This window comes from Sphingomonas sp. CFBP 13728, assembly GCF_014841895.1.
Lineage (GTDB): Bacteria > Pseudomonadota > Alphaproteobacteria > Sphingomonadales > Sphingomonadaceae > Sphingomonas.
In genome coordinates this window covers 1-25,042 of record NZ_JACYUS010000005.1, presented here as the reverse complement: position 1 = coordinate 25,042, position 25,042 = coordinate 1, and the positions used below count along the sequence as shown (strand labels likewise).

General features: G+C 63.5%; 28 protein-coding genes, 2 pseudogenes and 1 riboswitch. Of the genes and pseudogenes, 17 read left to right on the top strand and 13 right to left on the bottom strand.

Annotated features, from left to right (window positions below; translation table 11 throughout):
* Positions 1–65: 65 nt before the first annotated feature.
* From IFT67_RS17160 to IFT67_RS17105, 12 genes and pseudogenes are all read left to right on the top strand, one after another.
* On the top strand, positions 66–1,235 hold the full coding sequence (locus IFT67_RS17160) for a YncE family protein (RefSeq protein ID WP_051583499.1): 1,170 nt from the start codon (positions 66–68) through the stop codon (positions 1,233–1,235).
* Positions 1,207–2,265: a malate dehydrogenase gene (locus IFT67_RS17155; RefSeq protein ID WP_244647481.1), complete on the top strand. Its 1,059-nt coding sequence runs from the start codon at positions 1,207–1,209 to the stop codon at positions 2,263–2,265. Before IFT67_RS17160 ends, IFT67_RS17155 begins: the two co-directional genes overlap by 29 nt.
* A gap of 88 nt (positions 2,266–2,353) precedes the next feature.
* A complete protein-coding gene (locus tag IFT67_RS17150; RefSeq protein WP_192239386.1) occupies positions 2,354–3,226 on the top strand; it encodes a LysR family transcriptional regulator in 873 nt (290 codons plus the stop codon).
* Positions 3,223–4,374, top strand: a complete 1,152-nt coding sequence (locus tag IFT67_RS17145; RefSeq protein ID WP_056056383.1) for a TDT family transporter — start codon at positions 3,223–3,225, stop codon at positions 4,372–4,374. Before IFT67_RS17150 ends, IFT67_RS17145 begins: the two co-directional genes overlap by 4 nt.
* Before the next feature lie 106 nt (positions 4,375–4,480).
* Positions 4,481–5,725, top strand: coding sequence for a molybdopterin-dependent oxidoreductase (locus IFT67_RS17140; RefSeq protein WP_197983136.1), 1,245 nt, complete (start codon positions 4,481–4,483; stop codon positions 5,723–5,725).
* Positions 5,726–5,738: 13 nt separating this feature from the next.
* Complete coding sequence (locus tag IFT67_RS17135; RefSeq protein WP_037535047.1) at positions 5,739–6,215, top strand: hypothetical protein; 477 nt, start codon at positions 5,739–5,741, stop codon at positions 6,213–6,215.
* Between the two features lie 331 nt (positions 6,216–6,546).
* A complete protein-coding gene (locus IFT67_RS17130) occupies positions 6,547–6,879 on the top strand; it encodes an ArsR/SmtB family transcription factor (protein WP_192239385.1) in 333 nt (110 codons plus the stop codon).
* A 10-nt stretch (positions 6,880–6,889) separates the two neighbouring features.
* Complete coding sequence (gene arsC, locus IFT67_RS17125; protein WP_133192423.1) at positions 6,890–7,318, top strand: arsenate reductase (glutaredoxin); 429 nt, start codon at positions 6,890–6,892, stop codon at positions 7,316–7,318.
* Positions 7,318–8,478 (top strand): arsenic transporter, encoded by a 1,161-nt coding sequence (gene arsB, locus IFT67_RS17120; RefSeq protein WP_446740825.1) that lies wholly within the window; start codon positions 7,318–7,320, stop codon positions 8,476–8,478. Before arsC ends, arsB begins: the two co-directional genes overlap by 1 nt.
* A gap of 384 nt (positions 8,479–8,862) precedes the next feature.
* Positions 8,863–8,940: riboswitch (Fluoride riboswitch) on the bottom strand.
* Positions 8,941–9,101: 161 nt separating this feature from the next.
* Positions 9,102–9,434 (top strand): annotated as a pseudogene (locus IFT67_RS17115) (chloride channel protein); the annotation flags it as partial.
* Positions 9,435–9,538: 104 nt separating this feature from the next.
* On the top strand, positions 9,539–9,901 hold the full coding sequence (locus IFT67_RS17110; RefSeq protein WP_192239384.1) for a DUF190 domain-containing protein: 363 nt from the start codon (positions 9,539–9,541) through the stop codon (positions 9,899–9,901).
* A gap of 21 nt (positions 9,902–9,922) precedes the next feature.
* On the top strand, positions 9,923–10,177 hold the full coding sequence (locus IFT67_RS17105; RefSeq protein ID WP_244647480.1) for a CrcB family protein: 255 nt from the start codon (positions 9,923–9,925) through the stop codon (positions 10,175–10,177).
* 125 nt (positions 10,178–10,302) lie between these two features.
* On the opposite strand, the gene IFT67_RS20890 is transcribed toward IFT67_RS17105, so the two are convergent.
* From IFT67_RS20890 to IFT67_RS17090, 4 genes are read right to left on the bottom strand one after another with little or no spacing between them, the layout of a single operon-like run.
* Positions 10,303–10,428 carry a hypothetical protein gene (locus IFT67_RS20890; RefSeq protein WP_260171586.1) on the bottom strand — a complete coding sequence of 42 codons (126 nt, stop codon included), beginning with the start codon at positions 10,426–10,428 and terminating at the stop codon, positions 10,303–10,305.
* A gap of 52 nt (positions 10,429–10,480) precedes the next feature.
* Positions 10,481–10,993: an MgtC/SapB family protein gene (locus IFT67_RS17100; RefSeq protein WP_107963382.1), complete on the bottom strand. Its 513-nt coding sequence runs from the start codon at positions 10,991–10,993 to the stop codon at positions 10,481–10,483.
* On the bottom strand, positions 10,990–12,060 hold the full coding sequence (locus tag IFT67_RS17095; RefSeq protein ID WP_037535043.1) for a sulfite oxidase: 1,071 nt from the start codon (positions 12,058–12,060) through the stop codon (positions 10,990–10,992). Before IFT67_RS17095 ends, IFT67_RS17100 begins: the two co-directional genes overlap by 4 nt.
* A 59-nt stretch (positions 12,061–12,119) precedes the next feature.
* Entirely contained in the window at positions 12,120–13,211 is a 1,092-nt protein-coding gene (locus IFT67_RS17090; protein WP_183128845.1) for a YeiH family protein, read from the bottom strand.
* A gap of 110 nt (positions 13,212–13,321) precedes the next feature.
* On the opposite strand from IFT67_RS17090, the pseudogene IFT67_RS17085 reads away from it, so the two are divergent.
* Positions 13,322–14,199, top strand: a pseudogene (locus IFT67_RS17085) (LysR substrate-binding domain-containing protein).
* A gap of 495 nt (positions 14,200–14,694) precedes the next feature.
* Here the strand turns inward: IFT67_RS17085 and IFT67_RS17080 are convergent.
* The 3 genes from IFT67_RS17080 to IFT67_RS17070 form a co-directional block, all read right to left on the bottom strand.
* Entirely contained in the window at positions 14,695–16,116 is a 1,422-nt protein-coding gene (locus IFT67_RS17080; protein ID WP_192239483.1) for a hypothetical protein, read from the bottom strand.
* On the bottom strand, positions 16,113–16,703 hold the full coding sequence (locus IFT67_RS17075; protein ID WP_192239383.1) for a hypothetical protein: 591 nt from the start codon (positions 16,701–16,703) through the stop codon (positions 16,113–16,115). Before IFT67_RS17075 ends, IFT67_RS17080 begins: the two co-directional genes overlap by 4 nt.
* A 101-nt stretch (positions 16,704–16,804) precedes the next feature.
* Complete coding sequence (locus IFT67_RS17070) at positions 16,805–17,806, bottom strand: M48 family metalloprotease (RefSeq protein ID WP_192239382.1); 1,002 nt, start codon at positions 17,804–17,806, stop codon at positions 16,805–16,807.
* A gap of 261 nt (positions 17,807–18,067) precedes the next feature.
* On the opposite strand from IFT67_RS17070, the gene IFT67_RS17065 reads away from it, so the two are divergent.
* Entirely contained in the window at positions 18,068–18,388 is a 321-nt protein-coding gene (locus tag IFT67_RS17065) for an SMR family transporter (protein WP_192239381.1), read from the top strand.
* A gap of 174 nt (positions 18,389–18,562) precedes the next feature.
* Here IFT67_RS17065 and IFT67_RS17060 read toward each other — a convergent pair whose 3' ends face one another.
* Positions 18,563–18,973: a hypothetical protein gene (locus tag IFT67_RS17060; protein WP_244647479.1), complete on the bottom strand. Its 411-nt coding sequence runs from the start codon at positions 18,971–18,973 to the stop codon at positions 18,563–18,565.
* A gap of 544 nt (positions 18,974–19,517) precedes the next feature.
* Here IFT67_RS17060 and IFT67_RS17055 point away from each other — a divergent pair.
* A complete protein-coding gene (locus IFT67_RS17055; protein ID WP_192239379.1) occupies positions 19,518–20,027 on the top strand; it encodes a hypothetical protein in 510 nt (169 codons plus the stop codon).
* Positions 20,028–20,516: 489 nt separating this feature from the next.
* On the opposite strand, the gene IFT67_RS17050 is transcribed toward IFT67_RS17055, so the two are convergent.
* The 3 genes from IFT67_RS17050 to IFT67_RS17040 all read right to left on the bottom strand — a co-directional run bounded on the left by IFT67_RS17050 (position 20,517) and on the right by IFT67_RS17040 (position 21,951).
* Positions 20,517–21,260 carry a TorF family putative porin gene (locus tag IFT67_RS17050; RefSeq protein WP_192239378.1) on the bottom strand — a complete coding sequence of 248 codons (744 nt, stop codon included), beginning with the start codon at positions 21,258–21,260 and terminating at the stop codon, positions 20,517–20,519.
* Positions 21,257–21,706 (bottom strand): hypothetical protein, encoded by a 450-nt coding sequence (locus IFT67_RS17045; RefSeq protein WP_192239377.1) that lies wholly within the window; start codon positions 21,704–21,706, stop codon positions 21,257–21,259. Before IFT67_RS17045 ends, IFT67_RS17050 begins: the two co-directional genes overlap by 4 nt.
* A gap of 92 nt (positions 21,707–21,798) precedes the next feature.
* Complete coding sequence (locus IFT67_RS17040) at positions 21,799–21,951, bottom strand: DUF465 domain-containing protein (protein WP_244647478.1); 153 nt, start codon at positions 21,949–21,951, stop codon at positions 21,799–21,801.
* Between the two features lie 426 nt (positions 21,952–22,377).
* Between IFT67_RS17040 and IFT67_RS17035 the strand changes: the two genes are divergently transcribed.
* Positions 22,378–22,662, top strand: coding sequence for a hypothetical protein (locus IFT67_RS17035; protein ID WP_192239375.1), 285 nt, complete (start codon positions 22,378–22,380; stop codon positions 22,660–22,662).
* 31 nt (positions 22,663–22,693) lie between these two features.
* Here the strand turns inward: IFT67_RS17035 and IFT67_RS17030 are convergent, their stop codons facing one another.
* Both IFT67_RS17030 and IFT67_RS17025 read right to left on the bottom strand, forming a co-directional pair.
* The gene (locus tag IFT67_RS17030) at positions 22,694–23,506 is read right to left on the bottom strand and encodes a class I SAM-dependent methyltransferase (RefSeq protein ID WP_342450643.1); all 813 of its coding nucleotides are present in this window, start codon (positions 23,504–23,506) and stop codon (positions 22,694–22,696) included.
* The gene (locus IFT67_RS17025) at positions 23,436–23,900 is read right to left on the bottom strand and encodes an Rrf2 family transcriptional regulator (protein WP_192239374.1); all 465 of its coding nucleotides are present in this window, start codon (positions 23,898–23,900) and stop codon (positions 23,436–23,438) included. Before IFT67_RS17025 ends, IFT67_RS17030 begins: the two co-directional genes overlap by 71 nt.
* Before the next feature lie 328 nt (positions 23,901–24,228).
* Between IFT67_RS17025 and IFT67_RS17020 the strand changes: the two genes are divergently transcribed.
* Positions 24,229–24,969: an ABC transporter ATP-binding protein gene (locus IFT67_RS17020; protein WP_192239373.1), complete on the top strand. Its 741-nt coding sequence runs from the start codon at positions 24,229–24,231 to the stop codon at positions 24,967–24,969.
* The last annotated feature ends 73 nt before the right edge of the window (positions 24,970–25,042 follow it).

The following is a 25,042-nucleotide window of genomic DNA, read 5'->3' as shown; positions in this document are numbered from 1 at the left end:
ATCGGTCGATCTAGCGGCATCGGACCGGCACGATCACCCGCCGGGTCCGTGATAAGGATCAAACGATGAAAGCTGCGATCGTTCTGGTTGCCGCGATGTTGGCCTCCGTAGCGCCAGTCCCGGCGATCGCTCAGGCCTATTGGGCTGCACCTGCGGCGGACGACTTTCCCTACGATATCAAGGCGGTTCAGGCACCGTGGTCGAAGGCTGATATCGACCTCAGCCATCATGACCGGATCTATGTGTCTGACCCTACATCGACGAAGATCGTTGTCATCGATCCTGCAGCGGGCAACGAACTGGGACGGATCGACCTCGCCAAAAGCGCGATAGCTGAGCCCAGCTTTTCCAGCCCCAAAGTCCAGCACCTGGCTGCAACGCGTGACGGGCGGACCCTGGCGGTATCGGCATTAGCGCAGCACAGTGTGACGCTCGTAGATCTGGCCACGAACACGGAACGAGGCCGGACCGTGTTCCAGACGTCGCCTACCGCCGTCGCGTTTACGCCCAATGGGCACGAACTCTGGGTTTCGCTCGGCGATGAACATGCCATCGCGGTCGTGGATCCTAAGACAGCGCGGGAGATCACCCGCGTACCAGCAAGTGGCGGAGCGGGCGCGACCATCCTGTCGCCAAACGGACGCTATGCCTTTGTATCGCTTACTGAAAGGCCGTCCATCCTGGTTGTCGACGTCGAGCATCGGCGCGTCGTCGGACACGTTGCCAGCAACGGTGCAGGTGCGGGAGCAATCGCGGTCTCGCCAGATGGCAAACAGATCTGGGCAACACGCCGCGAGAGCGGCACGACCACGGTCTTTGCTGCCAAACCGCCGTTTGCGGTACGCGAAGTGATAAACACTGGTCCAGCAACGGGCGCGGTCAACTTCGCCCAGCGCGCAGACGATTCCTTTGCCTATGTCAGCGTTGGCGGCGATCAACCTGCAATCAAGGTCTATAGAACCGACAGCCTGGAGGCTGTGGCAACCGTCCCGCTACAAGCGGCTCCGAGTGCGGTTTGGCCGTCGGGCGATGGTACGAGGATCTATGCCAGCCTGGCCGGAACCAACAAGGTCGCTGGGATCGACACGCTGACGTACACCACCGTGTCGACGATCCCGATCAGTACGGATGCGCAGAGCCTGATCTACGTTCCTGGTGCCGTAAGATCAGGAAAAGGTCTCGCCAATCTGGTGCCATCCGGGCGCGATGCGGCGCTTGCCCTGGCGGCGCGTTGATCGGTCTCACACCGTCTGTAATCTCCCAACGAAAGCCCTTTCCAAAATGACCAAGCCCCCCGTCAGGATCGCGATCAGCGGTGCCGCAGGACAAATTTGCTATTCGCTGCTCTTCCGGGTCGCGCAGGGTGACGTGTTCGGACCGGACCAGCCCGTTATCCTTCAACTGCTCGACGTGCCGCAGGCGCTGGACGCAGTACGCGGCGTGGTCATGGAACTGGAGGATTGCGCGTTCCCGCTGCTGGCAGATGTGATCATTACTGATGATCCGATGGTGGCTTTCAAGGACATCGATGCGGCCATGCTGGTCGGGTCTCGTCCCCGCTCGAAGGGCATGGAGCGCCGTGATTTGCTCGCTGCCAACGCAGCGATCTTCAAGACGCAGGGCGCAGCGCTGGACGCAGTGGCCAAACGCGACGCCAAGATCCTGGTCGTCGGTAATCCCGCCAACACAAATGCCTGGATCATTGCGCAAAGCGCACCGGGTTTCCCTGCCGAAAACATCACGTCGATGATCCGCCTCGATCACAACCGCGCGCAGGGACAGCTTGCGGCCAAGGCGGGTGTCGGTGTCGATGCGATTACAAAGCTCGTCGTCTGGGGAAACCATTCGCCGACGATGTTTGCCGACTGGGGGAATGCCGAACTCGATGGCCAAAAGCTTGCCGACCGTATCGGAAACGAGGCCTGGTACCGCGAGACCCTGATCCCCACCGTTGCGCAGCGCGGAACCGCGATCATCGAAGCACGGGGTGCGTCCTCGGCCGCGTCGGCAGCAAATGCGGCGATCGACCATCTGCGCGATTGGGTGCACGGCGCAGGCGACAATTGGGTGTCGATGGGCGTGGTGTCAGATGGCTCCTACGGTATCCCGCAAGGGCTGGTGTGCGGCGTGCCGGTGCACTGCAAAAGCGGTGGGTATGCGCGTATCGAAGGACTGATCCTCGATCCATTCCAGCGAACGATGCTTGATCGCACGATTGCCGAACTGGTCGATGAACGTGAGGCGGTTATCGACATTCTGAAATGACCAATCGGTATATATGATTGGAATGACCGTAATCTTTGGTTGGTGCGATTGATCTCCTTTCCCTATCATTGGGGCAAGGAGATCGGGCATGACCCTGGAACAACTCAGGATTTTCGTCGGTGTCGCTGAGCGCGAGCACATGACGCGCGCGGCCGAAGCGCTCAATGTGACGCAGTCAGCCGCAAGCGCTGCCATCGCCGCGCTAGAAGCGCGGCACGGCGTGCCGCTGTTCCACCGGGTCGGCCGTGGGATCGAACTGTCCGAAGCGGGCCGTATGTTTCTGGTCGACGCACGCGCAGTGCTTGGCCGTGCCGCCAGCGCGGAACTTGCACTGGCCGAATATGCAGGACTGGAGCGCGGCACTCTGCGGCTAGTCGCAAGCCAGACGATCGCGGGCTATTGGCTGCCCCGCCAGCTGGCCGCGTTCCATGCGCGCTACCCCGCGATCTCAATCGAACTGGCGATCGACAACACCGAGGGGGCCGCGGCGCGCGTGCTCGACGGTGCGGTCGAGCTCGGCTTCGTCGAGGGTGTGATCGACGAGCCCGCGCTCGCGCATTGGACGGTCGCTAACGACCGCATGGTGCTGGTGAGTGACCGCGCTGCCGACACGATCGACGAGGACTGGATCCGGACCGCGCGCTGGATCGTCCGCGAGCAGGGATCGGGCACGCGCTCGTCGTTCGAGGAGGTGTTGCGCCAGCGCGGCGTCGATCCGTCGGACCTTACCATAGCGCTGACCCTGCCATCGAACGAGGCGGTCCGCAGCGCGGTCGAGGCCGGCGCGGGCGTCGCGGTGCTGTCGCAGCATGTCGTCGCACCTGCAATCGCGGCCGGCACGTTGCACGATCTGCCGCTCGGTCTGCCGCGGCGTCCATTCTACGCGCTGCGGCACAAGGAGCGCTATCGTACCCGGGCGGCCGACGCGCTGACCGATCTCATCAAGGAGACTGGCAAGTGACTGCCGATCTGAAACCCGTTCTCGATGGTCTGAAGCCGCTCAGCCGGCTTGATTCTCCGCGCGAGATGATCCGCCAGTTCACCCCCAACTGGTTCGCCGCTACGATGGGCACGGGCATCCTCGCGCTGGCCTTGCCGCAGGTGCCGGGCGTCGGCGCATCGCTGCACCCGGTCGGCGAGGCGTTGTGGTATTTCAACATCGCGCTCTTCACGCTGTTCGCCGGGCTCTACACCGCGCGCTGGACGATGTTCGGGCACGAGGCGCGTCGGATCTTCGGGCACAATACCGTGTCGATGTTCATCGGCACGATCCCGATGGGCCTCGCGACGATCATCAACGGGTTCCTGGCGTTCGGCCTGCCGCGGTTCGGCGCCGGCGTTATCCCGATCGCCGAGACATTGTGGTGGATCGACGTCGCGATGTCGCTCGCCTGCGGTGTAGCGATCCCCTACCTCATGTTTACCCGGCACGAACATTCGCTCGACGGCATGACCGCGGTGTGGCTCCTGCCAGTGGTCGCGGCCGAGGTCGCAGGCGCGAGCGGAGGCCTGCTCGCACCGCATCTGGCGGACGCGCACCACCAGTTCGTGGTGCTGGCGACCTCCTTTGTCCTCTGGGCGTATTCGGTGCCGGTCGCGTTCGGCATCCTCGCGATCCTCATCCTGCGGATGGCGCTGCACAAGCTGCCGCACGAGAGCATGGCCGCATCGAGTTGGCTCGCACTAGGCCCGATCGGCACCGGTGCGCTCGGGATGCTGGTGCTCGGCAGCGACGCGCCCGCGATCCTCGCCGCCAACGGCCTCGGCCAGATCGGCGCGGTAGCGCAGGGGATCGGCACGATCGCCGGGCTGCTGCTCTGGGGCTTCGGCCTGTGGTGGCTGGCGCTCGCGACGCTGATCACGATCCGCTACTGGCGCGCGGGCATTCCGTTCAACCTCGGGTGGTGGGGCTACACCTTCCCGCTCGGCGTCTACACGGTCGCCACCTTCAAGCTCGGCACGACGCTCCAGCTCGGCTTTTTCGGGATCGTCGGCACCGTCCTTACCATCGCGCTCGCAGCGATGTGGCTGCTGGTCGGCGCCAAGACGGTCACAGGCGGCTGGCGCGGAAACCTGTTCGTGTCGCCCTGCATCGCCCAAGCCAATTGATGGGCCGAACTGATCGTCCTGCCGGATCGAACCGGCGCATCCGATCGACCCGTACCGGGCAGACCGTCGGACGGATCGCGCATAAGAGCATGACATCGAAGGGAGAATGCTGGTGGACAGCCTGGATATGAAACTGGCGCAGGCGACGAACCGCCGTCGCTTTCTCGCAGAGGCTGCGATCGGCAGCGGCGCGTTGATCGCCGCACCCGCGCTGGCGCAGAGCATTGTCGATCTGCACCTGCCTGGCGGTCCGTCGGAACGACCGATGACCAGTGCGTTCCCTGGCAAGGGCAACATGATCCTCCAGCGTATCCACCCGCCTTTGCTGGAAACGCCGATGAGCGTGTTCAATGGCGACGTCTTCACGCCAAACGACCAGTTCTTCGTCCGCTGGCACTGGGCTGACATCCCCACCGCGATCGATGTCGAGGCGTTCCGGATCAAGGTGCACGGCGCGGTCACGCGGCCGCTGTCAATCTCGCTCGCGCAACTGCTGAAGTTGCCACGCGTCGAGCTGGCGGCGATCAACCAATGCTCGGGCAATTCGCGTGCGCTGTTCCAGCCGCCCGTTGCCGGTGCGCAGTGGCGTCACGGGGCCATGGGCAACGCCAAATGGCTCGGCGTGCGCCTGCGCGACGTGCTCGACATCGCCGGCGTGAAGCCGGGCGCGGTTGCAGTGCGGTTCGGTGCGCTCGACCAGCCGGTGGTCGCGGGTGGACCGGATTTCGCCAAGTCGCTGTCGATCGACCACGCACGCGACGGCGAAGTGATGCTCGCCTTCGGGATGAACGGCGAACAGATGCCGCTCCTCAACGGCTTCCCGGTCCGGCTGATCGTACCCGGCTGGTATTCGACCTATTGGGTCAAGATGCTGAACGACATCGAGGTGCTCGCCGCGCCCGACGACGGTTACTGGATGGCCAAGGCGTACAAAATCCCTGACACTCCAGGCGCGAACGTGCGGCCGGGCCAGAAGGATTTCCCGGCCGTTCCGATCAACAAGATGATCCCGCGCAGTTGGGTCACGAGCCTCGACGAAGGGCAGGCGATCGCGTTCGACCGGTCGATCCCGCTGGGCGGCATTGCGATGGGGGGCGATTGCGGCGTCGCCAAGGTCGATGTGTCGACCGACAACGGCAAGACCTGGTACAAGACGACGCTCGGCCCCGATCACGGCAAATACAGTTTCCGCCGCTGGGACGCGCAGGTGCCGCTCACGCATGCGGGCCCGACCAGGCTGATGTCGCGCTGCTGGAACACCGCCGGCATCGCGCAGCCGATGACGCCGATCTGGAACCCGGGCGGGTTCATGCGCGGCAACATCGAAACCACCAACATCGTCGTCGGCTGAGGAGCGCTCCCCCATGAAAACGCCTTCCATCGGCACGCTGTCGTTCGGGTTCGTCGGCGCGACCGTCGTTCTTCTGCTCGCGATTGGTGCCCCGAACAGCCGCGTCGCCCCGCCGCCTGCCGCCCCGACCGCACCACCGCCGCCAAGCGTCTCGGCGCGCGGCTTCTCGCTGGCGTCCACTTCGGTCGATCTCCCAACCGACGAAGGGCAATATCCCGCCGGCCCGCATGCCGACGTCATCAATGCGAACTGCACCTCGTGTCATTCGGCGAGCATGGCGCTGAACCAGCCGCCACTCTCCGCCGACCAGTGGACCGCGGAGGTCACCAAGATGCGCGAGGTCTACAAAGCCCCCGTCGCCGCAGCCGACGTGCCGGCGATCGTCGCTTATCTGACCGCCATGAGCGCAAAGCAGCCGGGCGCCGCGAAGGGCAAGGCGCAAGACCCCGATCCGAAGGCTGCGCCCGACGTATCGGGGGGATCAGGCTAAGCCCATCAACTCACGACACGCGGTTCTGCGCGCGAAGTGCTGTGCGGTGTGGCCTCTGGGGGAGGGCGTCGACGCCAATCGAAACACTGCTCGCGCCTGCGCGTTCGCAGGTGCGCCACGTGGCACACCTTACGCGATAATCGTCACCCGGCAGGGCCGAGACGCCGGCACGATGGCTCGGTCGGCACGCCCAGCGGGCCGATAGAGCCGTGCCCGCGGGGTCCCGCCCCACTCGTTGGGGACTTCGGAAAAGAGCGTAGGGTGCCGACTGCCTGCCTACTTGGTGCTATAAACGTCTGTACCGGAACCATATAGCTGCTATTCTGGATATATGGAAAACAACACGGCAATTCCAGCGCTCGGCGCGCTCGCACAAGGAACACGCCTCGACGTGTTCCGCCTGTTGGTGCGGCACGAACCGCATGGCTTGGCTGCGGGCAAAATCGCCCGTCAGCTCGACGTACCGCAAAACACAATGTCCGCACACCTCGGCATCCTCGCCCGTGGCGGGCTGGTGCGATCCGAACGTCATAGCCGCTCGATCATCTATCGTGCCGATCTCGACGGCCTGCGCGCGCTAACGCTCTTCCTCGTCAAGGATTGCTGCGCCGGCAACGCGGAGCTGTGCGCCCCGCTGATCGCCGAACTCACCCCCTGCTGCTGAAAGGACGCCCGTGGCCGTCGATATCGTGATCTATCACAACCCCGTGTGCGGCACGTCGCGCAACACGCTCGGCCTGATCCGCAATGCCGGCATCGAACCGCACGTGGTCGAATATCTGAAAACTCCGCCCTCGCGCGCGCTGCTGGTCGAGCTGATCGACCGCGCCGGCATAACGCCCCGCGAGCTGCTGCGCGAAAAGGGTACGCCCTATGCGGAGCTCGGCCTGGGCGACACGTCGCTGTCCGACGACGCGCTGGTGGATGCGATGATGACGCACCCGATCCTCATCAACCGGCCGATAGTCGTCTCACCGCTCGGCGTGAAGCTCTGCCGGCCGTCCGAAGCCGTGCTTGATCTGCTGCCGGGCGATCAGCGCGGCGCGTTCGCGAAGGACGACGGACAACAGGTGGTGGACGCCTCGGGCCAGCGCATCGCCTGATGCTTCTTGCCGTCCTGATCTTCGTCGTCACGATCGTGCTCGTCATCTGGCAGCCCAAGGGGCTCGGAATCGGGTGGAGCGCGATAGGCGGGGCCGTCTTGGCGCTGCTCGCGGGGGTCGTCACGCTGTCCGACGTACCGGTCGTTTGGGGCATCGTCTGGAACGCGACGGCTGCATTCGTCTCGATCATTGTCATAAGCCTGTTGCTCGATGAAGCTGGATCCTTCGAATGGGCGGCGCTGCACGTTGCGCGCTGGGGCAGGGGACATGGGCGCCGGCTCTTCGTCCTAATCGTGCTGCTCGGCGCGGCGGTGTCGGCGTTGTTCGCCAATGATGGTGCGGCGCTGATCCTCACGCCGATCGTCATCGCCATGCTGCGCGCGCTGGGGTTCAAGGACAAGGCGACGCTGGCGTTCGTCATGGCGGCCGGGTTCATCGCCGACACGGCCAGCCTGCCGCTGGTGGTCTCGAACCTCGTCAACATCGTGTCAGCCGACTTCTTCAAGATCGGGTTCGGCACATACACGTCCGTGATGGTGCCGGTCGACCTGGTATCGATCGCCGCCACGCTGGGCGTGCTGCTGCTGTTCTTCCGGCGCGACCTCCCAGAAGACTATGACGTGGGGGCGCTGCGCGCGCCCCGAGAAGCGATCCGCGACGTTGCGACCTTCCGCGCCGGGTGGATCATCCTCGCGCTGCTGCTGGCCGGCTTCTTCCTGCTCGAACCCCTTGGCGTGCCGGTCAGCGCCGTCGCCGCTGCCGGTGCAATCCTCCTGCTGGTGATCGCGGGGCGGGGCAACGTGATCCAGACCGGCAAGGTGCTGCGCGGCGCGCCGTGGCAGGTCGTGATCTTCTCTCTCGGCATGTACCTAGTCGTCTACGGGCTGCGGAACGCCGGCCTGACCGACCATCTGGCGGCGCTTCTCGATCGCACCGCCCAAGGCGGCGTGTGGGGCGCGGCGTTCGGAACAGGCGTGATCGCGGCCGTCCTGTCGTCGGTGATGAACAACATGCCGACAGTGCTGGTGGGCGCGCTGTCGATTGACGCGGCCCATGCCACTGGCGCGGTGAAGGAAGCGATGATCTATGCCAACGTCATCGGCTGCGACCTCGGCCCCAAGCTGACGCCGATCGGCTCGCTCGCACCGCCGAAGAGATGAGTGGCGATCGTGCCGATGAAGACCAACGGTGCCATGCGCAGCGGAACGCCGCCTCCGGGCTCGTGTATCTGCTCGACGATGAGATTATTGCCCGCTTCGACCGAACGGCCGGGAGGTGATAGAGCAACGCGACCGCCGCTCCGCCTAAGGGCAGGAGGTAAAGCAGCCAGGGATAGTCGAACCGCGCCTGTGTCGCGGCGTCGAGGCTCCAAAGGAAAGCCGCGCAGAGTGTTCCCACCAGCGCCGCCATCGGCACGAGGACCAGCGTCCAGCGCAACACCGACAGGGCATGGTCATGGCGATCGCGAAAAAAAGCGGCCAAGTTTAATGCGTTATAGAGATTGCGAAACGTCGCGCGCACAATTCCTCCTTGCTGCCTTGCGGCGCCCGGTAGGAATCATCGGCCCTTGCGAGGGCGGTTCGGCCAACATAGCCAGGCGGAAATCCATCGCCTTCGGCCACTATATGTCGCCGCGGTGCGGCAACGTCAATCCGATGTAGAAATGAAACTGTATGGTTGCCGGATGACAGGCCCGAAACGGCAGGATAACTGACGGACCGATGCTGTTGCTCGCAGCCATCCGATTGCTGTGGCCGGCGGAGCAGGCGAAGAGCCGCCGCCCAAGGGCGGCGAGGTCACGCCGCTGTTCTTCATCGGCGCGGCGCTGGGTCATGCGCTCGCCGGCCCGATCGGTGTCCCCGTCGACCTCTTTGCCGCGCTCGGTTTCGTGGCGGTTTTCGCGGGCGCGGCCAATACGCCGCTGGCCTGCACGATCATGGGCGTCGAGCTGTTCGGCGCCGAGACCGCAGTGCCGGTCGCGGTCGCCTGTTTCGTCGCTTACGCCTGCTCCGGGCATAACGGCATCTACCTGTCGCAACGGGTGGCGGTGCCGAAGCGGGCGGGCAGCACCCTGCCGCCGGACCTGACGCTGCGCGATGCGCGCGCGCTCCGTCCCGTGCCCGACCTTTCAGACCTGTTCGCTCCTCACCCCACGGAAGGCTTATCCATGTCCGACGCCCACCACGTGTCGCAGACCGAGATCGGCTGGTCCGCATCTACATGAAGCCAGCCGACAAGGCGGTAAAGCCGGGCACGCGCTCACGCTGGGCTGCCAAGCCGCTCGACCGAACGCTCGTCGCGCAGGCCAAGGCGGACGGAATCATGAACGCTGTCGCCCACCATACCCACTACGGCTACAGCAACCACGGCCCGGTGCGTGAGAACGGCGCCGAGATCGCCGATCCGCACCTCACCATGTGTGTCGAACTGATCGGCCAGCGCGAGCAGCTCGAAGGCTTCTGCCGGGCGCACGGCGACCTGCTTGCGAACAAGGTCATCGTCTACAAGCACCTGGAGCATTGGACGGTCAGCCCGGCGGGCTTGCGCCAGGAAGATGCGGATACGGCCGAGCTGGCTGGCTGAGGCATGGGGCCATACCTGATTATGTTCGCCGGGACTGGTTCCGACGGCATGCTGCGGTATGGGCTGAACGGCCTCAGCCTGCGCCTGTTCGGCCCCGACCTGCCGATCGGAACGCCCATCATCAACGTGCTCGGCTCATTCCTTATGGGTCTGCTGGACGGCTGGTTCCTGTTGCGGAGCGGATCGAGCCGGGGATGGCGATTGTTCCTCACCACCGGCGGGCTGGGCGGCGTCACGACCTTCTCGACCTTCTCGCTGGAAGCGGCCTTGCTTTAGGAGAGAGCCGAAGTCGGGCAAGCCGCCCTTTATGTTGTCGGATCGGTTGGGCTGGGCGTGCTCGCGCTGTTCGGCGGCCTCGCTCTCGTTCGCTCCTTCAGCCCGGCTTAGCGGCGCCAACCGGCTCAGGAGCGATCATCTTCCTTGACGTTGTCAACCTTCGCCTTGTCTTTGGCGCGGACCGACTCCTCCAGCTCCAGAATCTCGGCCGATTCTTGCGTGGTGGGCTTCTTCTTGTCGATATCGCTCATGAAGTCCTCCGTCTGCAAAACTACTGGTACACCGTTTCGCGCCAAGGATTATTCAGGGTTTCTGCTCGGCGTCCCGCCGGTCCGCTTCGGCCGGGGTCTGCCGAGCGCGTTCGCGGATACGGCGTTCGAGCGGTGCGCCGACGAACAACACTAGCATCGCCAGCAGCAGACCGCCCACAAGTAGTGGCCACACCGCCAATCCCGCTGCCGCTCCGAGCGTCGCTGACACCCAGATGCACGCCGCCGTTGCTAGCCCGTGCACCTCCTGCCCGCTGCCAACGCGCAGGACCGCGCCCGCGCCGATGAAGCCGACGCCGGATAGGATGCCCTGCATCACTCGACCTGCTGCATCGGCGTTCACGTTCGGCAAGCCGCTGTGGACGATCGCCTGGACGGCGATGCAACTCGCGAGCCCGACCAGCCCCAGCGTCCGCAGACCCATGATCTGTCGGTTCTCGCGTGACCGTTCCCAGCCGAGCGTCATGCCGGCCGCCGTCGCCACGATCATCCTGCCGATCGCGTCGACCCAGAAGGCGAGATCGACCGACAAAGGCGGCGGATTCACTCGACCAGCACGTGGACGTGGTGCCAGGCCGTGCAGAGGTATCCGGCGAAGTTCCACATCGTATCGGGTAGTTCGGGCTGACCCTGGCCCGCATCGTCGAACGCGCGCACCACAAGGTGCTGGCGCCCCTTGGGCAGTTCCGCATCGAGCGACCAGCGCTGCCAGCTCCACTGCCCGTCCGGATCGTCGGAGAAATCGGCCTGCCGCCAGTCTCGACCGCCGTTCAGCGACACCTCTACCCGCGACACGTCGCGCTCATAGGCGACGGCATAGCCCTCGATCCGGACCTTGCCCGCGGGCAGACTCTCGCCCGAACCAGGCGAGCAGATCGCGGCGTTGAGCGGCATGGCGTTGATCGTCAGCCCTTGCGTCCAGTCCGCCGTCTCGCTGGTCACGTCGGCCGGAAAAAGCTTGTAATCGTGCGCCTGGATCGGCGCCTCGGAGGGCGTGTCCTTGACCTCGATCCGGGTCAGCCACTTGGCGCTACGCACGCCAGCATAGCCTGGCACGACCAGACGCAACGGCGCACCGTGCTCGGATGCCAGCGGTTCGCCGTTCATCGCCCAGGCGAGCAGCACGTCGGGCGCCCGCGCCTTGGTCATAGCGATCGAGACGCCGAACGGTGCCACCTCGCCTTCCACATCCACCTCGTCAGCGCCGGTGAAGCAGACGAACAGGTTGGACGCGTCCGATGCTCCAACTGCATCCAACAGGTCTGCGAGCCGCACGCCCGTCCACTCGGCATTGCCGATCGCGCCTATGTCCCACGGATCGCCTGAAGTCTTGCCCACCTGTTGGAGATCGGTCCGGCGGTTGCCGGCGCACTGAAGCACAGCCGTGACAGTCCGGACCGGAAAGCGCGCCTTCAACTCCGCAATCGAGATGGAGCACTCGCCCACACTGATCCCGCCCACCTCAATCCGGTGATCGGCCGGCAGGTCCGGCACGGGCCCATGGCTGCGAACATAGAACAGGTTCTGTGGCGTCAAGAACCGCTCGATCAAGGCGCCGGGCACCGGCTCGGCGTTGTAGGGCTCGGGGTTCCGCTCTATCATCAGCTCGCTCATGCTATTGTAACGCCTGACAATCGGTTTGGCCTCGGCCTCATCCTCACTATCTTGCCCGATCATGCGATGTGCAGCGCGGCCAGCAGCGTCAGGCTGATCGCGGCCAAGCCGAGCAACGACAACACGACGGCCATGGTCACGCGGCCCCCGGCCTTGGCGACGGTGCGGACGTCCACGCCGAGCCCGAGCGCCGCCATGGAAACGACGGTCAGCAGCGTGGCGCTCCGGCCGATCGGCGCGATGGCGACGGTCGGCACCAGACCCAGCGAGCGGCAGGCGACCAGTGCGAGGAAGCCGATGATGAACCAGGGCACGAGGTGGGCGAGGTCCATCCGCTTGGCCGTAGGCGCACCGGCGACGAACTCGCCTTCGGGAACCGACTGCGGCGCGAGACGAGGCGCCACCAGCGACAGAACAAGGCACACCGGCCCGAGCATCAGCACGCGCACCAGCTTGACGAGCGTACCCATCTGCACGGCGGTGGCGCCCAACGGCGAGGCGGCTGCGATCACCTGCGGCACGGCATAGACAGTGAGCCCGGCGAGCGCCCCGAAGGCGAGCCCGCCCATGCCGAGCGCAATCCCGAGCAGTGGCAGGCCAAGCACTACCACCACACCCAGTACCGCCGTGAACGCGATCGAGGCAGCTACGTCGTCGCTGTCGGCGCCGATTACCGGTGCCACGGCCGCGATGGCGGAGTTGCCGCAGATTGAATTGCCGCAAGCCACCAGCAGCGCCATCCGCGTCGGCAAGCCGAGCAATCGGCCGATCCCAAAGCTGAGCAGGATTGCGCTCACGACCACGCCGGCGATACCGGCGAGGAGCGGCAGCCCGGCCGCCAAGATGGTCGCGGCACTGACCGAAGCACCGAGCAGGACGACCGCCACCTCCAGTAAGTATTTGGCGCTGAATGCGATGCCTTCGTGCCACCTTTCATCCGGGGTCCACAGGCTGCGCACGGCGGTGCCGATCAGGATGGCGAGCACCAGCGCCTCCAGCCACGCCTTGCCGGCCAGTGCGCGCTCGCCCGCCTCCAGCGCGTAGGCCGAGCCGGTGACGGCGAGGCAGAGGCCGACGCCGGGCAGCAGCGCGGGCAATCTGCTAGTCTGGACGGTAGGGAATATACGATCGGGATAGGCAAAACTGGCCACGGCGGTGTTCCTTCCGTCGCACGATCTAAACCCTGCCTACCGATCGCTCCAACTTAGCCTTGTTGTCATTCCGATCGTCAATCGTGATCGGTTTCTATATCAGGTGCGGTGTGACACTGGAGCAACTGCGCATCTTCGTCGGCGTGGCCGAGCGCAAGCATATGACCGTCGCGGCGCGGCCTTAAACGTCACGCAGTCAGAGGCTTCCGCAGCCATCGCCTCGCTTGAGGAGCGACACGCAACCAAGCTCTTCCACCGCGTCGGGCGCGGCATCGCTCTGACAGAGGCCGGACGGCTGTTCCTGACCGAGGCTCGCGGAGTTCTTGCGCGGGCCGACGCGGCCGAGACGGTGCTGGAGGAGCTTGGCGGGCTGAAGCGGGGCACGCTGCGCCTCGTCGCCGGCCAGACCATCGCCGCCTACTGGTTGCCGCCCATCCTTGCGGCTTTCCATGAGCGCTATCCGGCGATTAGTATCGAACTGTCGATCGGCAACACCGGGCAGGCCGCGGCACGCGTCTATGACGGCAAGGCCGATCTGGGTATTGTCGAGGGCGAGATCGACAACCCGGCGTTGGCACATTGGCCGATCGGCGAAGACCGGCTGTTGCTCGTCGGAGCACAGCCTTTCGGCGACGCCGACATCGACGTGACATGGCTGCGACGAGCACGCTGGGGGCAACGGGAGCCTGGATCAGGCACGCGATCGACGTTGAATAGCGAGTTGCGCAGCTTGGGAGTCGATCCGGCTGCCCTCGACGTGGCGCTGACGATGCCGTCTAATGAAAGCGACCGAACGGCCGTGGAGGCTGGGGCGGACGTTGCTGTCCTGTCGGCGCTAGTGGTCGACCCGGCCATCAAGGCAGGTCTGTTGCACGTCGCACCGATCACATTCGCTCCTCGCCCCTTCTTCGGGCTGCGGCATAAGGAACGCTATCGCACGAAAGCCGCGGATGCGCTGTTGGACGTGATCGGGTTGCAGCGGCGGTAGGTACGCATCGGCATTCTCAAAACGCCATCCTTTTTGGGACCGCCCGCGATCGCCATCTCCTTCCTGAAACCTGTCTGACCGCACTCTACCAGATTTGCGCCATAGTAGGACGGGACATCGCCCACGAGCGGCCGGATCTGGCAGTAGCTGTCGTTCGGCAGACCGTGCCGGGACGACGCCCTTGTCCCAGAAGGCGTAGATTACGGCGGAAAACCCTGTCGCCATCCTGGATGCACGACAAACGGGTGTTTTGCGCCGCCTGCGCAGACCGGTCGGCGCTTAGCGTATATCTGGGTCCGTTCTACGTACCGCCCCCAATAGCCCGATCCGAGTAGACGGCACAATCCCGTTCAAATCGTCGGTCATTCGGGTTGAACATGGAGTGGAGATCCTGCCGTTTTGCAACATTGCGAGGCGTTAAAAGCGTTGTCCGCTGTCTTCGACTGGCTCAGCACGGACGGAGCTGGGCGCGGGTCAACTCATCCCCATCTTGCTCTACGGCTGGCGCTCGTACCGTCCCTTGGCGCCCTCGATAACCAGCGCGGTACCCGCGATGCGCAGGTGCAACGTGTCAAACGGGCGCGCCATCAGTTGCTGCCGATCGAAGCCGATCCGGACGATCCCGTGTTGCAGCGGTGCGAAGGTGATCGTCATGTCACCCGCGATCGGCGCCTCGGTGTGAACGGTAACGCTGACGGCCTTCGTCGTTGCGCCGCGCGGGGCGAACGCGAAGCCGCTCCTGCCGGTGACCAGCTTCTCCTTAGTGCCATTCGCAAAGTGCATCGTGACGGGGAGGTTGCGCGCGGGCAGGTCCGACGCGGGATCGAAAATCTTGATCGCCACGCCGGGGGAGGGTCGCGCGGTACCGCTTTCGGCCGCGTCGGCTGGCGACATGGTGCACGCGGCGGGCAGTGTCGGATCGGCTAGCGTGGGTTCCGGCAAGCCCGCCGCACGTGTGGCCTGGAGCGCCAGCGCGCGCGCATCCTGCCAATCGGACAATGCCTGCCGGACCTGCGGGGCAGCTGGCTTTGCGGGGGTCGGCGGACCATCTGACATCAGTCGTTCAGCCAGGAGCTCCGCATTCCTCCTGGCAGCGTTCGCAGCGCGCAATGCCGTGGCGGCGCGCTGTTGAAGGATCGTCGCGGACGGCGCGGGGGCATTGTCGGCGGTCATCAAAGGCGTCGCGGAGACAAATGGTTCGGGGAAGATCGGGCAGCTGGCGCGGATCGTGGCCTCGATCTTACTGCGCTGGTACCGCCGACGTTCGTCTTCGGTCTCCTCATCCCACGGCGCGGTGGACAAATAGGAGAAGAGCGGCTTCTGCGCGCTTGGTGCGGACGCCACGAGCACGACCTCGTCGCGCTCGACGTGCCACATGCCCTGCGCCTCCTGGTCCAGCGCACCGTAACTCAACGCCCAGTCGAACTGGCCGTCTGGCCGCAGCAACAGCTCGGATCCGGTCTCCATCACACCCATGAGGTAATAATGGCCAACGAGCGCGGCAGGTGTAGCGTGGTCGCCCGCACGCTCGTCGGCAGGCGTGCCCTGCGCCGAGGGGGCATCGGCAGGAGCGAGCGCATCCAGTGTGTCGCTCAGGTGACACGACTTGCCCGGTTGATAGTCGAGAAACTCGGCAACGGTCAGGATGTTACGATCACCCTCCTTGCTATAGCTGCCCATCACGTCGGCAGACGCGCGCCGGCGATCCTTGCGATAGCGGGTGACCGCTTGAGCTCCCGGCACATCGCGCAGCAGGTAGCGCGACGCCGCCAGATCGCACCGCGTGAGGATGACCTCGCCTCGCTCGATCGCCAGCGTACCGATGAAGCTGTCCATGCCGGAGGGTTGCGCATACGCTGGCAGCGGCGCGACCAGTGCCAGCGAGACGACGGTCGCGCGGTGCCAGTTCCGTCTCACAGCGATGTCCCATCCTTGTCCAGCATATCGAACCGATATGCGCAGCCGTAGAGTGTCTTGCCGGGGTGCGTGGTGACGTTGGAGATCGTTCGGGCGACTACCATGCGGCTGCCATAGCCGTCCTTGCCGGCGGGTTCGGTGACGTCGGTCATGATCCGCTCGCCCAGGAACTTGCGAAAGGGGAACTCGGCTTCCGCCTGGGCGCGGGTCACCCTTCCCGAGGCCACCATCGCGTCGATCATCGGCTGGGCCGACATGCTGTTGTCGATCTTCTCGGCGCGCGCCACGATGGCGGGGTCCGCGACGTCGAGGACCGCGAGGATGGCGTCGCCGGTAAAGGCGATCCGGCGCGTGCTGTATGACCCCGCAACGGTAATCGGCTTCGGCAGGTCATATTCGGCCATGAACGAATTGGGCGAGGCGATCTTCTTCCATCCCCGCGTCCGCGCGAGCTGTTCCTCGCCATCGATCGCCATGGCGAAGCGCATGTAACTGGGAACGTCCAGACGGCAGCTAATGACATCGATCTCGGAGACATCAGCAGGGTCGGTCTCCGCGGCGGTCTGCTGGAGCATCGCGGCGAGCATCAGGGCGTAGAGAATGAGCATCGACGGACGTTAGGGTTGCAGCCAGAATTTGCCAGCGACATCGCCGCAACAGGGCCGGTCGGCTTCCTACGGTAGCGGTTCTATGCAGCGACGACCAGCTTGACGAGCGTCCCAGGCTTCAGTGGCTCGTCAGCCGGAAGGCCATTGATGACAATAAAGCGTTCGCGCTTGCTGTCGGCTACTGCCATGCGCTGGCTCAACGTATCGATCGTGTCCCTTGCGCCAACAGTGACGATCCGGATGACCTTGCGACCCTCCTTGCCGTCGGCATAAGGCAGGCCATCGAGCATGCGGAGGAACGCCGTATCCTGGGTGGTTGCAAGCTCCGGCTTGCCGGTGGCCTTCGCCAGTGCCTCTGCGCGCTGCACACGATCGGCGCCATTTGGATGCGTCGATGCCCATGTCGGCGCAGACCGTGCGGTGCCGCTGGCCTGCGCCGTCAGCCCGGTCGATTCATCGAGGGCCGCCAGGATGTCGGCCGAGGCGTAGGGCGAGTAGCCCGCAGCGGTAATGTAGCGGACGCCAAGCGCATCAGCCTGATATTCCTGATCACGTCCGTATTTCAGCGTGTACAGCTGCGCGCCCGTGCCAGCGATGCGGGTCGCGAGATCGCTTCTCGTCGCCAGGCTGACGCCACGAGCGAGTAGGCCACCGATCGTCGCACGTGTATTGCGCGAGGCGGCGTGGCGGGCGGCGACATGGCCTACCTCATGGCCCATCACGGAAGCGAGTTCCGCTTCCGAGGTCATCAGTGCAAGCAGCTGACGGGTGACGTAGATGTACCCACCCGGGATGGCGAAGGCGTTCTCGACCGGGGAGTCCAGCAGGGTGACGGTGAAGTCGCTGCCCGCATTCGACAGGCCGGACTGGACCGCCACGCGCTTGCCGACGCGTTCGACGAATGTGGCCTGCGGCCCCTTATACACACCGCCGAACTGCGCGAGCAGTTGCGGATGAGCCTGAGTGCCCTGCGCCTTGTCGGTCGCCGAGATTGAGCGGACCGTGTTCTGGGCGATGACAGGGGCAACGGGTGCCAGCAGGAATGCGCTGGCTAGCAGTACGGCAATGCGACGGCGGATCATGAAGCTCTCCCCGGTAACGACGGTATAAAGCGACCGTTACACCGTTGTTCCGGATAAGCATCGATACCGCTCTGCGCTGAACGCGCGCGGCCCCGTTCCTGCCGATTAACGAAACTAATGGTGCGCTACTCTCCATCGTGCCTGGTAGCTGCCGTTGAAATATCGTTAGGGCACAATTATTTAGATATGCGGCGACAACGTTCCCACCCCAATACGGGGGTAGAAGTCCGGGACGGCCCGGCAGCTCCGATGGAGACTGCTGTGGCGTGGATTGCACTCGTGTTTGCTGGTTTGTTCGAGATTGTCTGGGCTTCGGCCATGAAGCACTCTAATGGGTTCACACGGCTCTGGCCAAGCATCATTACTGGGGTGGGCATGTTGGTCAGCTTTGGCCTTCTTGCGTCAGCGATGCGGGTTCTGCCGCTCGGAACAGCTTACACAATTTGGACCGGCATCGGCGCGATCGGCGCGTTCGTGGTCGGCATCATGGTCTTTGGCGAGGCTATGACCGCGATGCGCCTTCTAGCCGCCGGGCTCATTGTCAGCGGCCTAGTCTTAATGAAGTTGTCCACGACTGGGTGATCTTGAACGCCGCAAGGAGCGCTAGCGCCTGGCCCGATGTTCCTAAAAGGAAAGGCAGTCGAGACGGCATCGGCGTTCTCGGAATCGATCGTTATTAAGAATGGTCGGGAGCGGTATGTCGGTTTGGACGATGCAAAAGACTTCCAAACACCAGTATAAGGCTTACACGCCCTGTCAGCCGCCCCCTGCGAGCGGTCGGCAGGCCGTCTTGGAGAGCGTATAACTAGCGAAAGGCTTCTCAACAGCTTTGCGGTCCCGCATGGCAATCTGCCAAGTGAGGCGGTCGCCTAACATGCGCCAGCGGTTCACGTAGGCCTTGTCCGGATATTGGTAAGTAATATCGAACCCGTCTGCCTTGCTTTCGCCGCGTCCAGCTACCGCGGACGCTCCGCCAAAACTGTCCGCCCAATATCCAACGATAGGGTCAGCCTCGGTTGCGGACGGCTTGCCGCTTCCTCCAAAAATCAGGTGTGCCGCGTACTGGTCCTGCGGATCGGCGAGCGCGATGCTTGCGGCTTCAACAGCCAGCATCGCATCCTGGACGATCGGATAGGCGTTAACCGCAATAGCGACGGCTTTGCCCATCACCGTACCCTGCCCCTCCCAACATCCCCCGAGTGCGTTGACCGAAGTGGGCACAGGCATGACCCCCGCTTCTAGAGCGCTGCCAGTGAATGATGCCGCAAGCATAACCATTGCGATGTAAGGCTTTCCAATCATCAGTCCCCCCGTTCCTGTCTAGGTGTCTAGTCCAAGCATCTGATGCATCGGGTTGGCGATGAACCGGTCTGACTCTGACCTCCAGATTTCGGCGATGTATTTGTAGGGTTAGACCACAGAGCGTGTAGATCCTATGCATTATCCGGACACAATTCCGCAAACGATCGATTCCGAGAACGCTTTCCCCATCTCAAACGTCGTTCGATTTCGGGAAGCCAACCAGACCGTTGCCGACCCGCAGCGGATCTTGCCGGCAGGTTATTGTCGAAGGCGTTTCTCCTTCACGGTGCCAAGCTGCACGAGGGGTTCGCCACAGTTTCGGGGAAACTCCGGGGTGGTACCACGCGGCCTTCAGACCTAATCTCATCGCGTTCGAGCATGCGTGAGCGAGCGAGGGGAAAGCAAGAATATGCGTCATCGACCTGGCACAGTCGCCTTTGCCGGCATGATCGCCTTAGCGACCGGTGCGGCTGCACAGGGACTTGCAACCAGAAATCTGACGGGCGTCGGTCAGGCGGCTGCCACGGCGTTGGGCTCCGGCTTCGAGGCAAAAGAGGAACCGCAGCGGGTCACCTTGTTCTGCGCGGATTGTGTGGGCTCACCGGTCGTTGACGTTCTGATGGGGCGTCAGGTGGATGGAACGGAGGAACGGGTTCGGTCGGGCACGACAAGCATCGCCGATCTGCAACAGATCTGTCGCGCGCGCAGCCCTCGATGCACCGTCACGGCAATGGAGGTGGCGCCGGCTGTGGGTTGGGTAAGCGGGTATCCGCTAGGCGACCGTGCGGGGGCCACGGCGATCATCATCCGCGATGGCGATCTGCTGACCGTTCGCTCGCTTGCACAGGATACCGCATCGGCCAGACAGGCGATCGATCGCTTGTTGCCGCTGGTCCGATCCCGGATCATCGGACCTTGATCAGCTACCCGGCCAAAGAATCCGTAATGCGATGAAGGGCTAGCACACGCCCGATGCTGCCAACGAGCACGAGCAGCTTTCCCAAAATTCAATCCTTTGTGAAGAGCGCGATTCCCGCGCTGCCGACAAACATAACAATGGTATATGTGCTCATGGACGCGAGCACCGTTGCGCAAATGCCAATGAATCATTCAGCGTGAGCAAGACGCTACCTCGCTAAGATTTTTGAACCTTTGGCAAGCACCTCTATATCCGTTCAACAACTGAGAGGAGGTGGTCGAATGTCTCATTGTTATACGCCGCTTACGGCAAACCGGATGATTGCGCCCCGCTGGCGGGGCCGTCCAGCTCTAAAGAACGAGCCATCAGTGGCTGACAATGGAAAGGCCGCCCTGTGAGGGGCGGCCTTCTGAACATGTGCAGGCGGTCCTGCCGAAGCATTTTGTGTACACATCAGTGTTAATTGGCACCCGCTGTCAGCGGTATTCGTCAGAACGAAACCTGGACGCGCCCTAAAATTCGGTCTCTGGCGTTGCGTCGATCGGCAAACCTAATCGCAATGGCCTTGTGGGAGACGTCAGTCCCAACATAATCGACTCCAATCGTCAGACGGTTGCGACGATGTTCGAAACCCAATCGCCAGTTGGTGTAACTGCCGCCCGGACGAAGACGCTCGACCCGGATGGGGTCGCGGACGCTGCCGGATGAGTGGCCGATCTCGGCGAGCATAGTCAGCGGCGTACCGGGAATACCGGCATTGGCGTTCGCATAGATATGCACATTGCTACCACCGATCGCGTGCTGCGACGGGGCACCGATCACGCCGACCGTGGCGTAGAGCGGACCATAGGCATAGCTTGCCGATACGCCGGCCTCGACATAGTCCATGCGTCCTCGCGCGCCCGCGAATGTGTGGCCCGTGGCGTCGGTGCGGATACGCACCGCGCCCAGATCCCAGTCGGTTCCCACTGAAAGGTCGACGACCGCATCGGCGCCACCGTGTCGCACGCTGTTCCGAAGCGTTACCACGCGCGCCGATGCATCGAGCCGGCCGCGCGAGACGCGAATATCGCCTGCCAGCGCGGCACGTCCCTCACTCCAGCTCAGCCCGCGCCGTTCCTCGTCGCTCATCACCTCCAAGGTTATCGACCCGGCATCCTTTGCAAACGCGGGCGTGATCAGGCCGCAACTTGCGGCACCGAGCACGCCCGCCAATCGAACGCGCCGGATCATCCTGCGCGCTGCGGACCGTGGATCTGGTCGAGCTCGACGCGCAGCATGTGCTCGTCTTCCTGCGCCAGCTTTACCAGATGCCGCTGCATGTTCGCGGACTTCGTCGCGACCTCCTTCTTGATCGCGCCATGGCTCGCAACGCACCAGCCGGGCCGGGTGCCCGAAATCACCGGTTCGCTGTCGATGCTGCGCACCAGCCTGGTACCCGATGCCGCGACCGCGTGCCGCGCGACTGACATGCTCGCCGCCCAGTCGCAGCGTAGCGACGACGGTCTTCCGCCAGGTGCAACCGCGCCCACCTGCTTATGGGTGATGACCACGTCGCCGCGATATTTGACGGCGACCGGACCGCTGCGGTGATCCACCTGGTTCTGATGATCGACAGTCATGCCGAGGGCCGCACCGGTAGCAGCAAGCACCAAGCCGGCGGTTAGAAGATAGGCCATTTTCGCTCTCCTTTTGCCATCCCGATCCATTCTGATCGGTGAAGCCAATCCTTACGGACGATGATCCTACAACGATGGTTCAGCGTGTCGGTTCAGCTGAACTGTGGCTGCATGGCGCGTGCGTGCAGGCGGTCCTTCACGTCTAGACGCAACCGCTTCAGCCGAAATAGCCGCAAGGTATCGGGCATGCGTCGCTTCATCTCGACGCAGATCTTCTCATCCAGCCTGGCATGCAACTCGATCAACTTGTTAGAAAATATAGGCAAAGCCGCTCTCCAACCAACGATTGAACGATCGGATCAGTCCCGATGAAAGCAGGCAAACAGGCCAGGCCTAGACATCGAGAAAACCCGATGCGGTCCGACATCACGTTCGTCCTGAGACGACCGCCAGAGGGGCCCGGCCCGCTTCCTCAAGCTAGAGAGTCGCCGGTCAAGGTCAATAGGATTGCGAATGGATTTGCACGAGTTGACATTAGGACATGGGTCCCCGATGTTACTGACATGTACGCTCCTGCGACACATAAGCGTTTCCGCGACCACGCCGGCCAACTCGCCGCACGCGCTTAGCCCGAGCTCGCGGCTACGGCCGTTCGAGTTCGGGCATTATTCGATCTGACCTTTGGGACGCGTTCTGCGCGACCATGATCTCGAATAAGTGGAAACCGTGTAGTGGAAAACCAAGTCTCAAAATCCGATGATTTGTGTCAGGATGACCGTCTGCATCAAGTTGCCAATCCAGCACCTCAGCCTTTCCTGCGGATGAGGCCACAAAGCTTTTTCTCGAACAAATTCGATCTAGAAATCCTAGAAAGCTATTCTAAGGCAGATGCCGAAGACAGGCGGAATGAAACCAAAAACTGGCTAAGCCGACTTATGGAGCTTAACCTTTTACTTTTGATCGTTTTGGTTGGCGTACCGGTGCTGGTATATTGCGTCTTATCCTCTGCACTTTAGAACAGAATAAGATGTCGCCCTCGCGCTAAAACTAGGCGCGAGATACCCAGCCCCGCCAGGTGAACGCAGCGTAGAAAAGCTCCACGTCCTTGAAGCCTGCATCGCGCAAGCAGGTCTCATCTTCGTCAGGTGTAAGCAAAGCCAAGCTGGCACCCACCGCAGCGCGGGCCTGTTCGGTCTGAGCAGGTTCAGCACCGGACGCGACCGCATACGCGGCATAGCGGGCAAGCCAGCGCGTGCGGAACGGTTCGTCCTGTGGAAAACTCGAATGTACCACGACTAGCGGGGCGCCCGGCTTCATGCGGCGGTTCATCTCGCTCAGTGTACGTACGCGCTCATTGCGATCGAGGAAATGAAGCGTGAGGAGGCAGGTTGCAGCATCGAACGGGCCAGCGGGCGCAGCATCGATATAGCCCTCGATCAGGTGAGCGCGGTCGGCATCCTCGCCCATTGTTTCGCGCGCTAGATCAAGCATCGGTCCGGCGGGGTCGACGCCCGTAAAATGCCAGCCAGCTTGCGCCTGGGCCAATGCCTCTAGTTCGAGCCCACCACCGGCACCGAGCACAAGCACATGGGCGTCGGCTGGCGCGTGCTCGGCTAGCAAGAGCGCCGTCATGCGACGCACCGCGTCGATGCCGGGTGTGAAGCGCCGAGGACCATCAGCGTAGTGCGCGATGCGCTCGCGATCGGAGAACATTTCGAGGAACATCCGATTGTTAACAGGCATGAATTTCCCCTTGAAACTGGGTCTGGCGAAGAGCGAGGCGTTCGCGTCATTCGCGATGTACGATTTCGAGATCGACGGATTTGCCGCAGGCAACCATCCGAGCGTGGAAGTCAGCACTCAGTTCGGTGAGCGTCACCGCGTTGAAGCGGTCGAGCAGCAGCGTTTTCGCATCTTGGAAAGCGTCGTTCAGCGCGCCGTTGACCGCCTGTTCGACCAGGCAGCCCGGTGCTTCAGTGCGGTTGCCCATAGCGAACAGCTCAGGTTCGCCAAGAGCTCCGTAGACGTCGCGCAACGTGACGAAGGCAAGATCACGGGCGATCGTCCAACCGCCGCCATGCCCCTTCTCCGAGCGAACGAAGCCGGCATCGCGCAAGCCTGCCATAATGCGACGAATGACCACCGGGTTGGTCTGCATCGCCTTGGCCATCGTCTCAGATGTCACCGGCCCTTCCACCTCGGCCATGTGAAGGAGGACGTGCAACACGCCCGACAATCTACTGTCTCGCTTCATGCAATATCATATGTTGCATGAGCATCGTCGCGTCAAGATGCGAGTGAGGGGCCACCCCCCTGTCGCAAGCGTGAATGCGCGACAGCAGCAAGTCAGCAATTTCGCGACCGGCAGCGCCAAGCGTCACATCGTGGTTGTCTAGCCTGCCGCTCGAAGAGGCGTCGATGATGCCCGCTGTTGGTTCGCAGTCGAGCGTTATGAGTACAAACTCCTCCGGCGATGAACTGTGTGTCACGCGCTACCCGCTCCCTTTCGGAACATGGAATGTTGCAACACGGCAACAACGCCGTATGATACGCTATATCATGTCGCTTACAGATTGAGGTCTATGCCCGATAACAACGGTAACCCTATCGCTATCCACGAACTGGCGCTTGCCTACGGCAACCATCGCGTTCTCGACGGTCTTTCGCTTACCGTTCCTGCCAGCAGCATCACGGCGTTGCTGGGCGGCAACGGAGCGGGCAAGTCGACCACCTTGTCCGCTCTGCTTGGCTTTGTGCGCGCCGATGCGGGACAGATCGCAGTCTGCGGCATCGATCCAGGGGCTGACGCTGACGCGGCACGCCGACGCATTGCCTATCTCCCCGAAAACGTCGCGCTGTACGAGCATCTGAGCGCGGTTGAGAATGCCGATTACCTGTTGGCACTGGCGGATCAACGTCAGGACCGGGGAACGATCACCGACGCGCTGGCTGCTGCCGGGTTGCAGGACCGGGCTTGGGACCAGCGGCTGGGCGGCTTCTCCAAGGGGATGCGGCAGAAGGTTGCGATTGCAGTGGCACTGCTGCGCGAAGTGCCGGTGCTGCTGCTCGACGAGCCGACTTCTGGTCTCGACCCGCGCGCAACCGCCGACTTCAACGCGCTGCTCCTGAAAGTGCGCGACCGCGGCACCGCGGTGCTCATGGTCACGCACGACCTATTATCCGCGGCCGATGTCGCCGACCGTATCGCCTTCCTTGAACAGGGCCGGATCGTTGAAGATGTCACGGCCACCGGGTCCGAACGGTTCGACATTCGTGCCCTGCACGCGCGGTTCCAAGTCGGCGTGGGGACCCGTGCGGCGTGAGTGCGACCCACCTGATCGCGCGCGATGAACTCCGGTTGATGGCGCGCAACCGCGTCGCGGTGATCGCGCTTGT

Bases quoted from the DNA above. Each gene is read 5' to 3' on its own strand.
- IFT67_RS17060 (WP_244647479.1), bottom strand. From the start codon at position 18,973: ATGGGCAAAGCCGTCGCTATTGCGGTTAACGCCTATCCGATCGTCCAG.
- IFT67_RS20890 (WP_260171586.1), bottom strand. From the start codon at position 10,428: ATGAGCGATATCGACAAGAAGAAGCCCACCACGCAAGAATCGGCCGAG.
- IFT67_RS17045 (WP_192239377.1), bottom strand. From the start codon at position 21,706: ATGGCCTATCTTCTAACCGCCGGCTTGGTGCTTGCTGCTACCGGTGCG.
- IFT67_RS17140 (WP_197983136.1), top strand. From the start codon at position 4,481: ATGCTGGTGGACAGCCTGGATATGAAACTGGCGCAGGCGACGAACCGC.
- IFT67_RS17075 (WP_192239383.1), bottom strand. From the start codon at position 16,703: ATGCTCGCCGCGATGCTCCAGCAGACCGCCGCGGAGACCGACCCTGCT.
- arsB (WP_446740825.1), top strand. From the start codon at position 7,318: ATGCTTCTTGCCGTCCTGATCTTCGTCGTCACGATCGTGCTCGTCATC.
- IFT67_RS17020 (WP_192239373.1), top strand. From the start codon at position 24,229: ATGCCCGATAACAACGGTAACCCTATCGCTATCCACGAACTGGCGCTT.
- IFT67_RS17110 (WP_192239384.1), top strand. From the start codon at position 9,539: ATGAAGCCAGCCGACAAGGCGGTAAAGCCGGGCACGCGCTCACGCTGG.
- IFT67_RS17025 (WP_192239374.1), bottom strand. From the start codon at position 23,900: ATGAAGCGAGACAGTAGATTGTCGGGCGTGTTGCACGTCCTCCTTCAC.
- IFT67_RS17095 (WP_037535043.1), bottom strand. From the start codon at position 12,060: ATGAGCGAGCTGATGATAGAGCGGAACCCCGAGCCCTACAACGCCGAG.
- IFT67_RS17155 (WP_244647481.1), top strand. From the start codon at position 1,207: ATGCGGCGCTTGCCCTGGCGGCGCGTTGATCGGTCTCACACCGTCTGT.
- IFT67_RS17130 (WP_192239385.1), top strand. From the start codon at position 6,547: ATGGAAAACAACACGGCAATTCCAGCGCTCGGCGCGCTCGCACAAGGA.
- IFT67_RS17050 (WP_192239378.1), bottom strand. From the start codon at position 21,260: ATGATCCGGCGCGTTCGATTGGCGGGCGTGCTCGGTGCCGCAAGTTGC.
- IFT67_RS17070 (WP_192239382.1), bottom strand. From the start codon at position 17,806: ATGATCCGCCGTCGCATTGCCGTACTGCTAGCCAGCGCATTCCTGCTG.
- IFT67_RS17135 (WP_037535047.1), top strand. From the start codon at position 5,739: ATGAAAACGCCTTCCATCGGCACGCTGTCGTTCGGGTTCGTCGGCGCG.
- IFT67_RS17160 (WP_051583499.1), top strand. From the start codon at position 66: ATGAAAGCTGCGATCGTTCTGGTTGCCGCGATGTTGGCCTCCGTAGCG.
- IFT67_RS17150 (WP_192239386.1), top strand. From the start codon at position 2,354: ATGACCCTGGAACAACTCAGGATTTTCGTCGGTGTCGCTGAGCGCGAG.
- IFT67_RS17105 (WP_244647480.1), top strand. From the start codon at position 9,923: ATGTTCGCCGGGACTGGTTCCGACGGCATGCTGCGGTATGGGCTGAAC.
- IFT67_RS17055 (WP_192239379.1), top strand. From the start codon at position 19,518: ATGCGTCATCGACCTGGCACAGTCGCCTTTGCCGGCATGATCGCCTTA.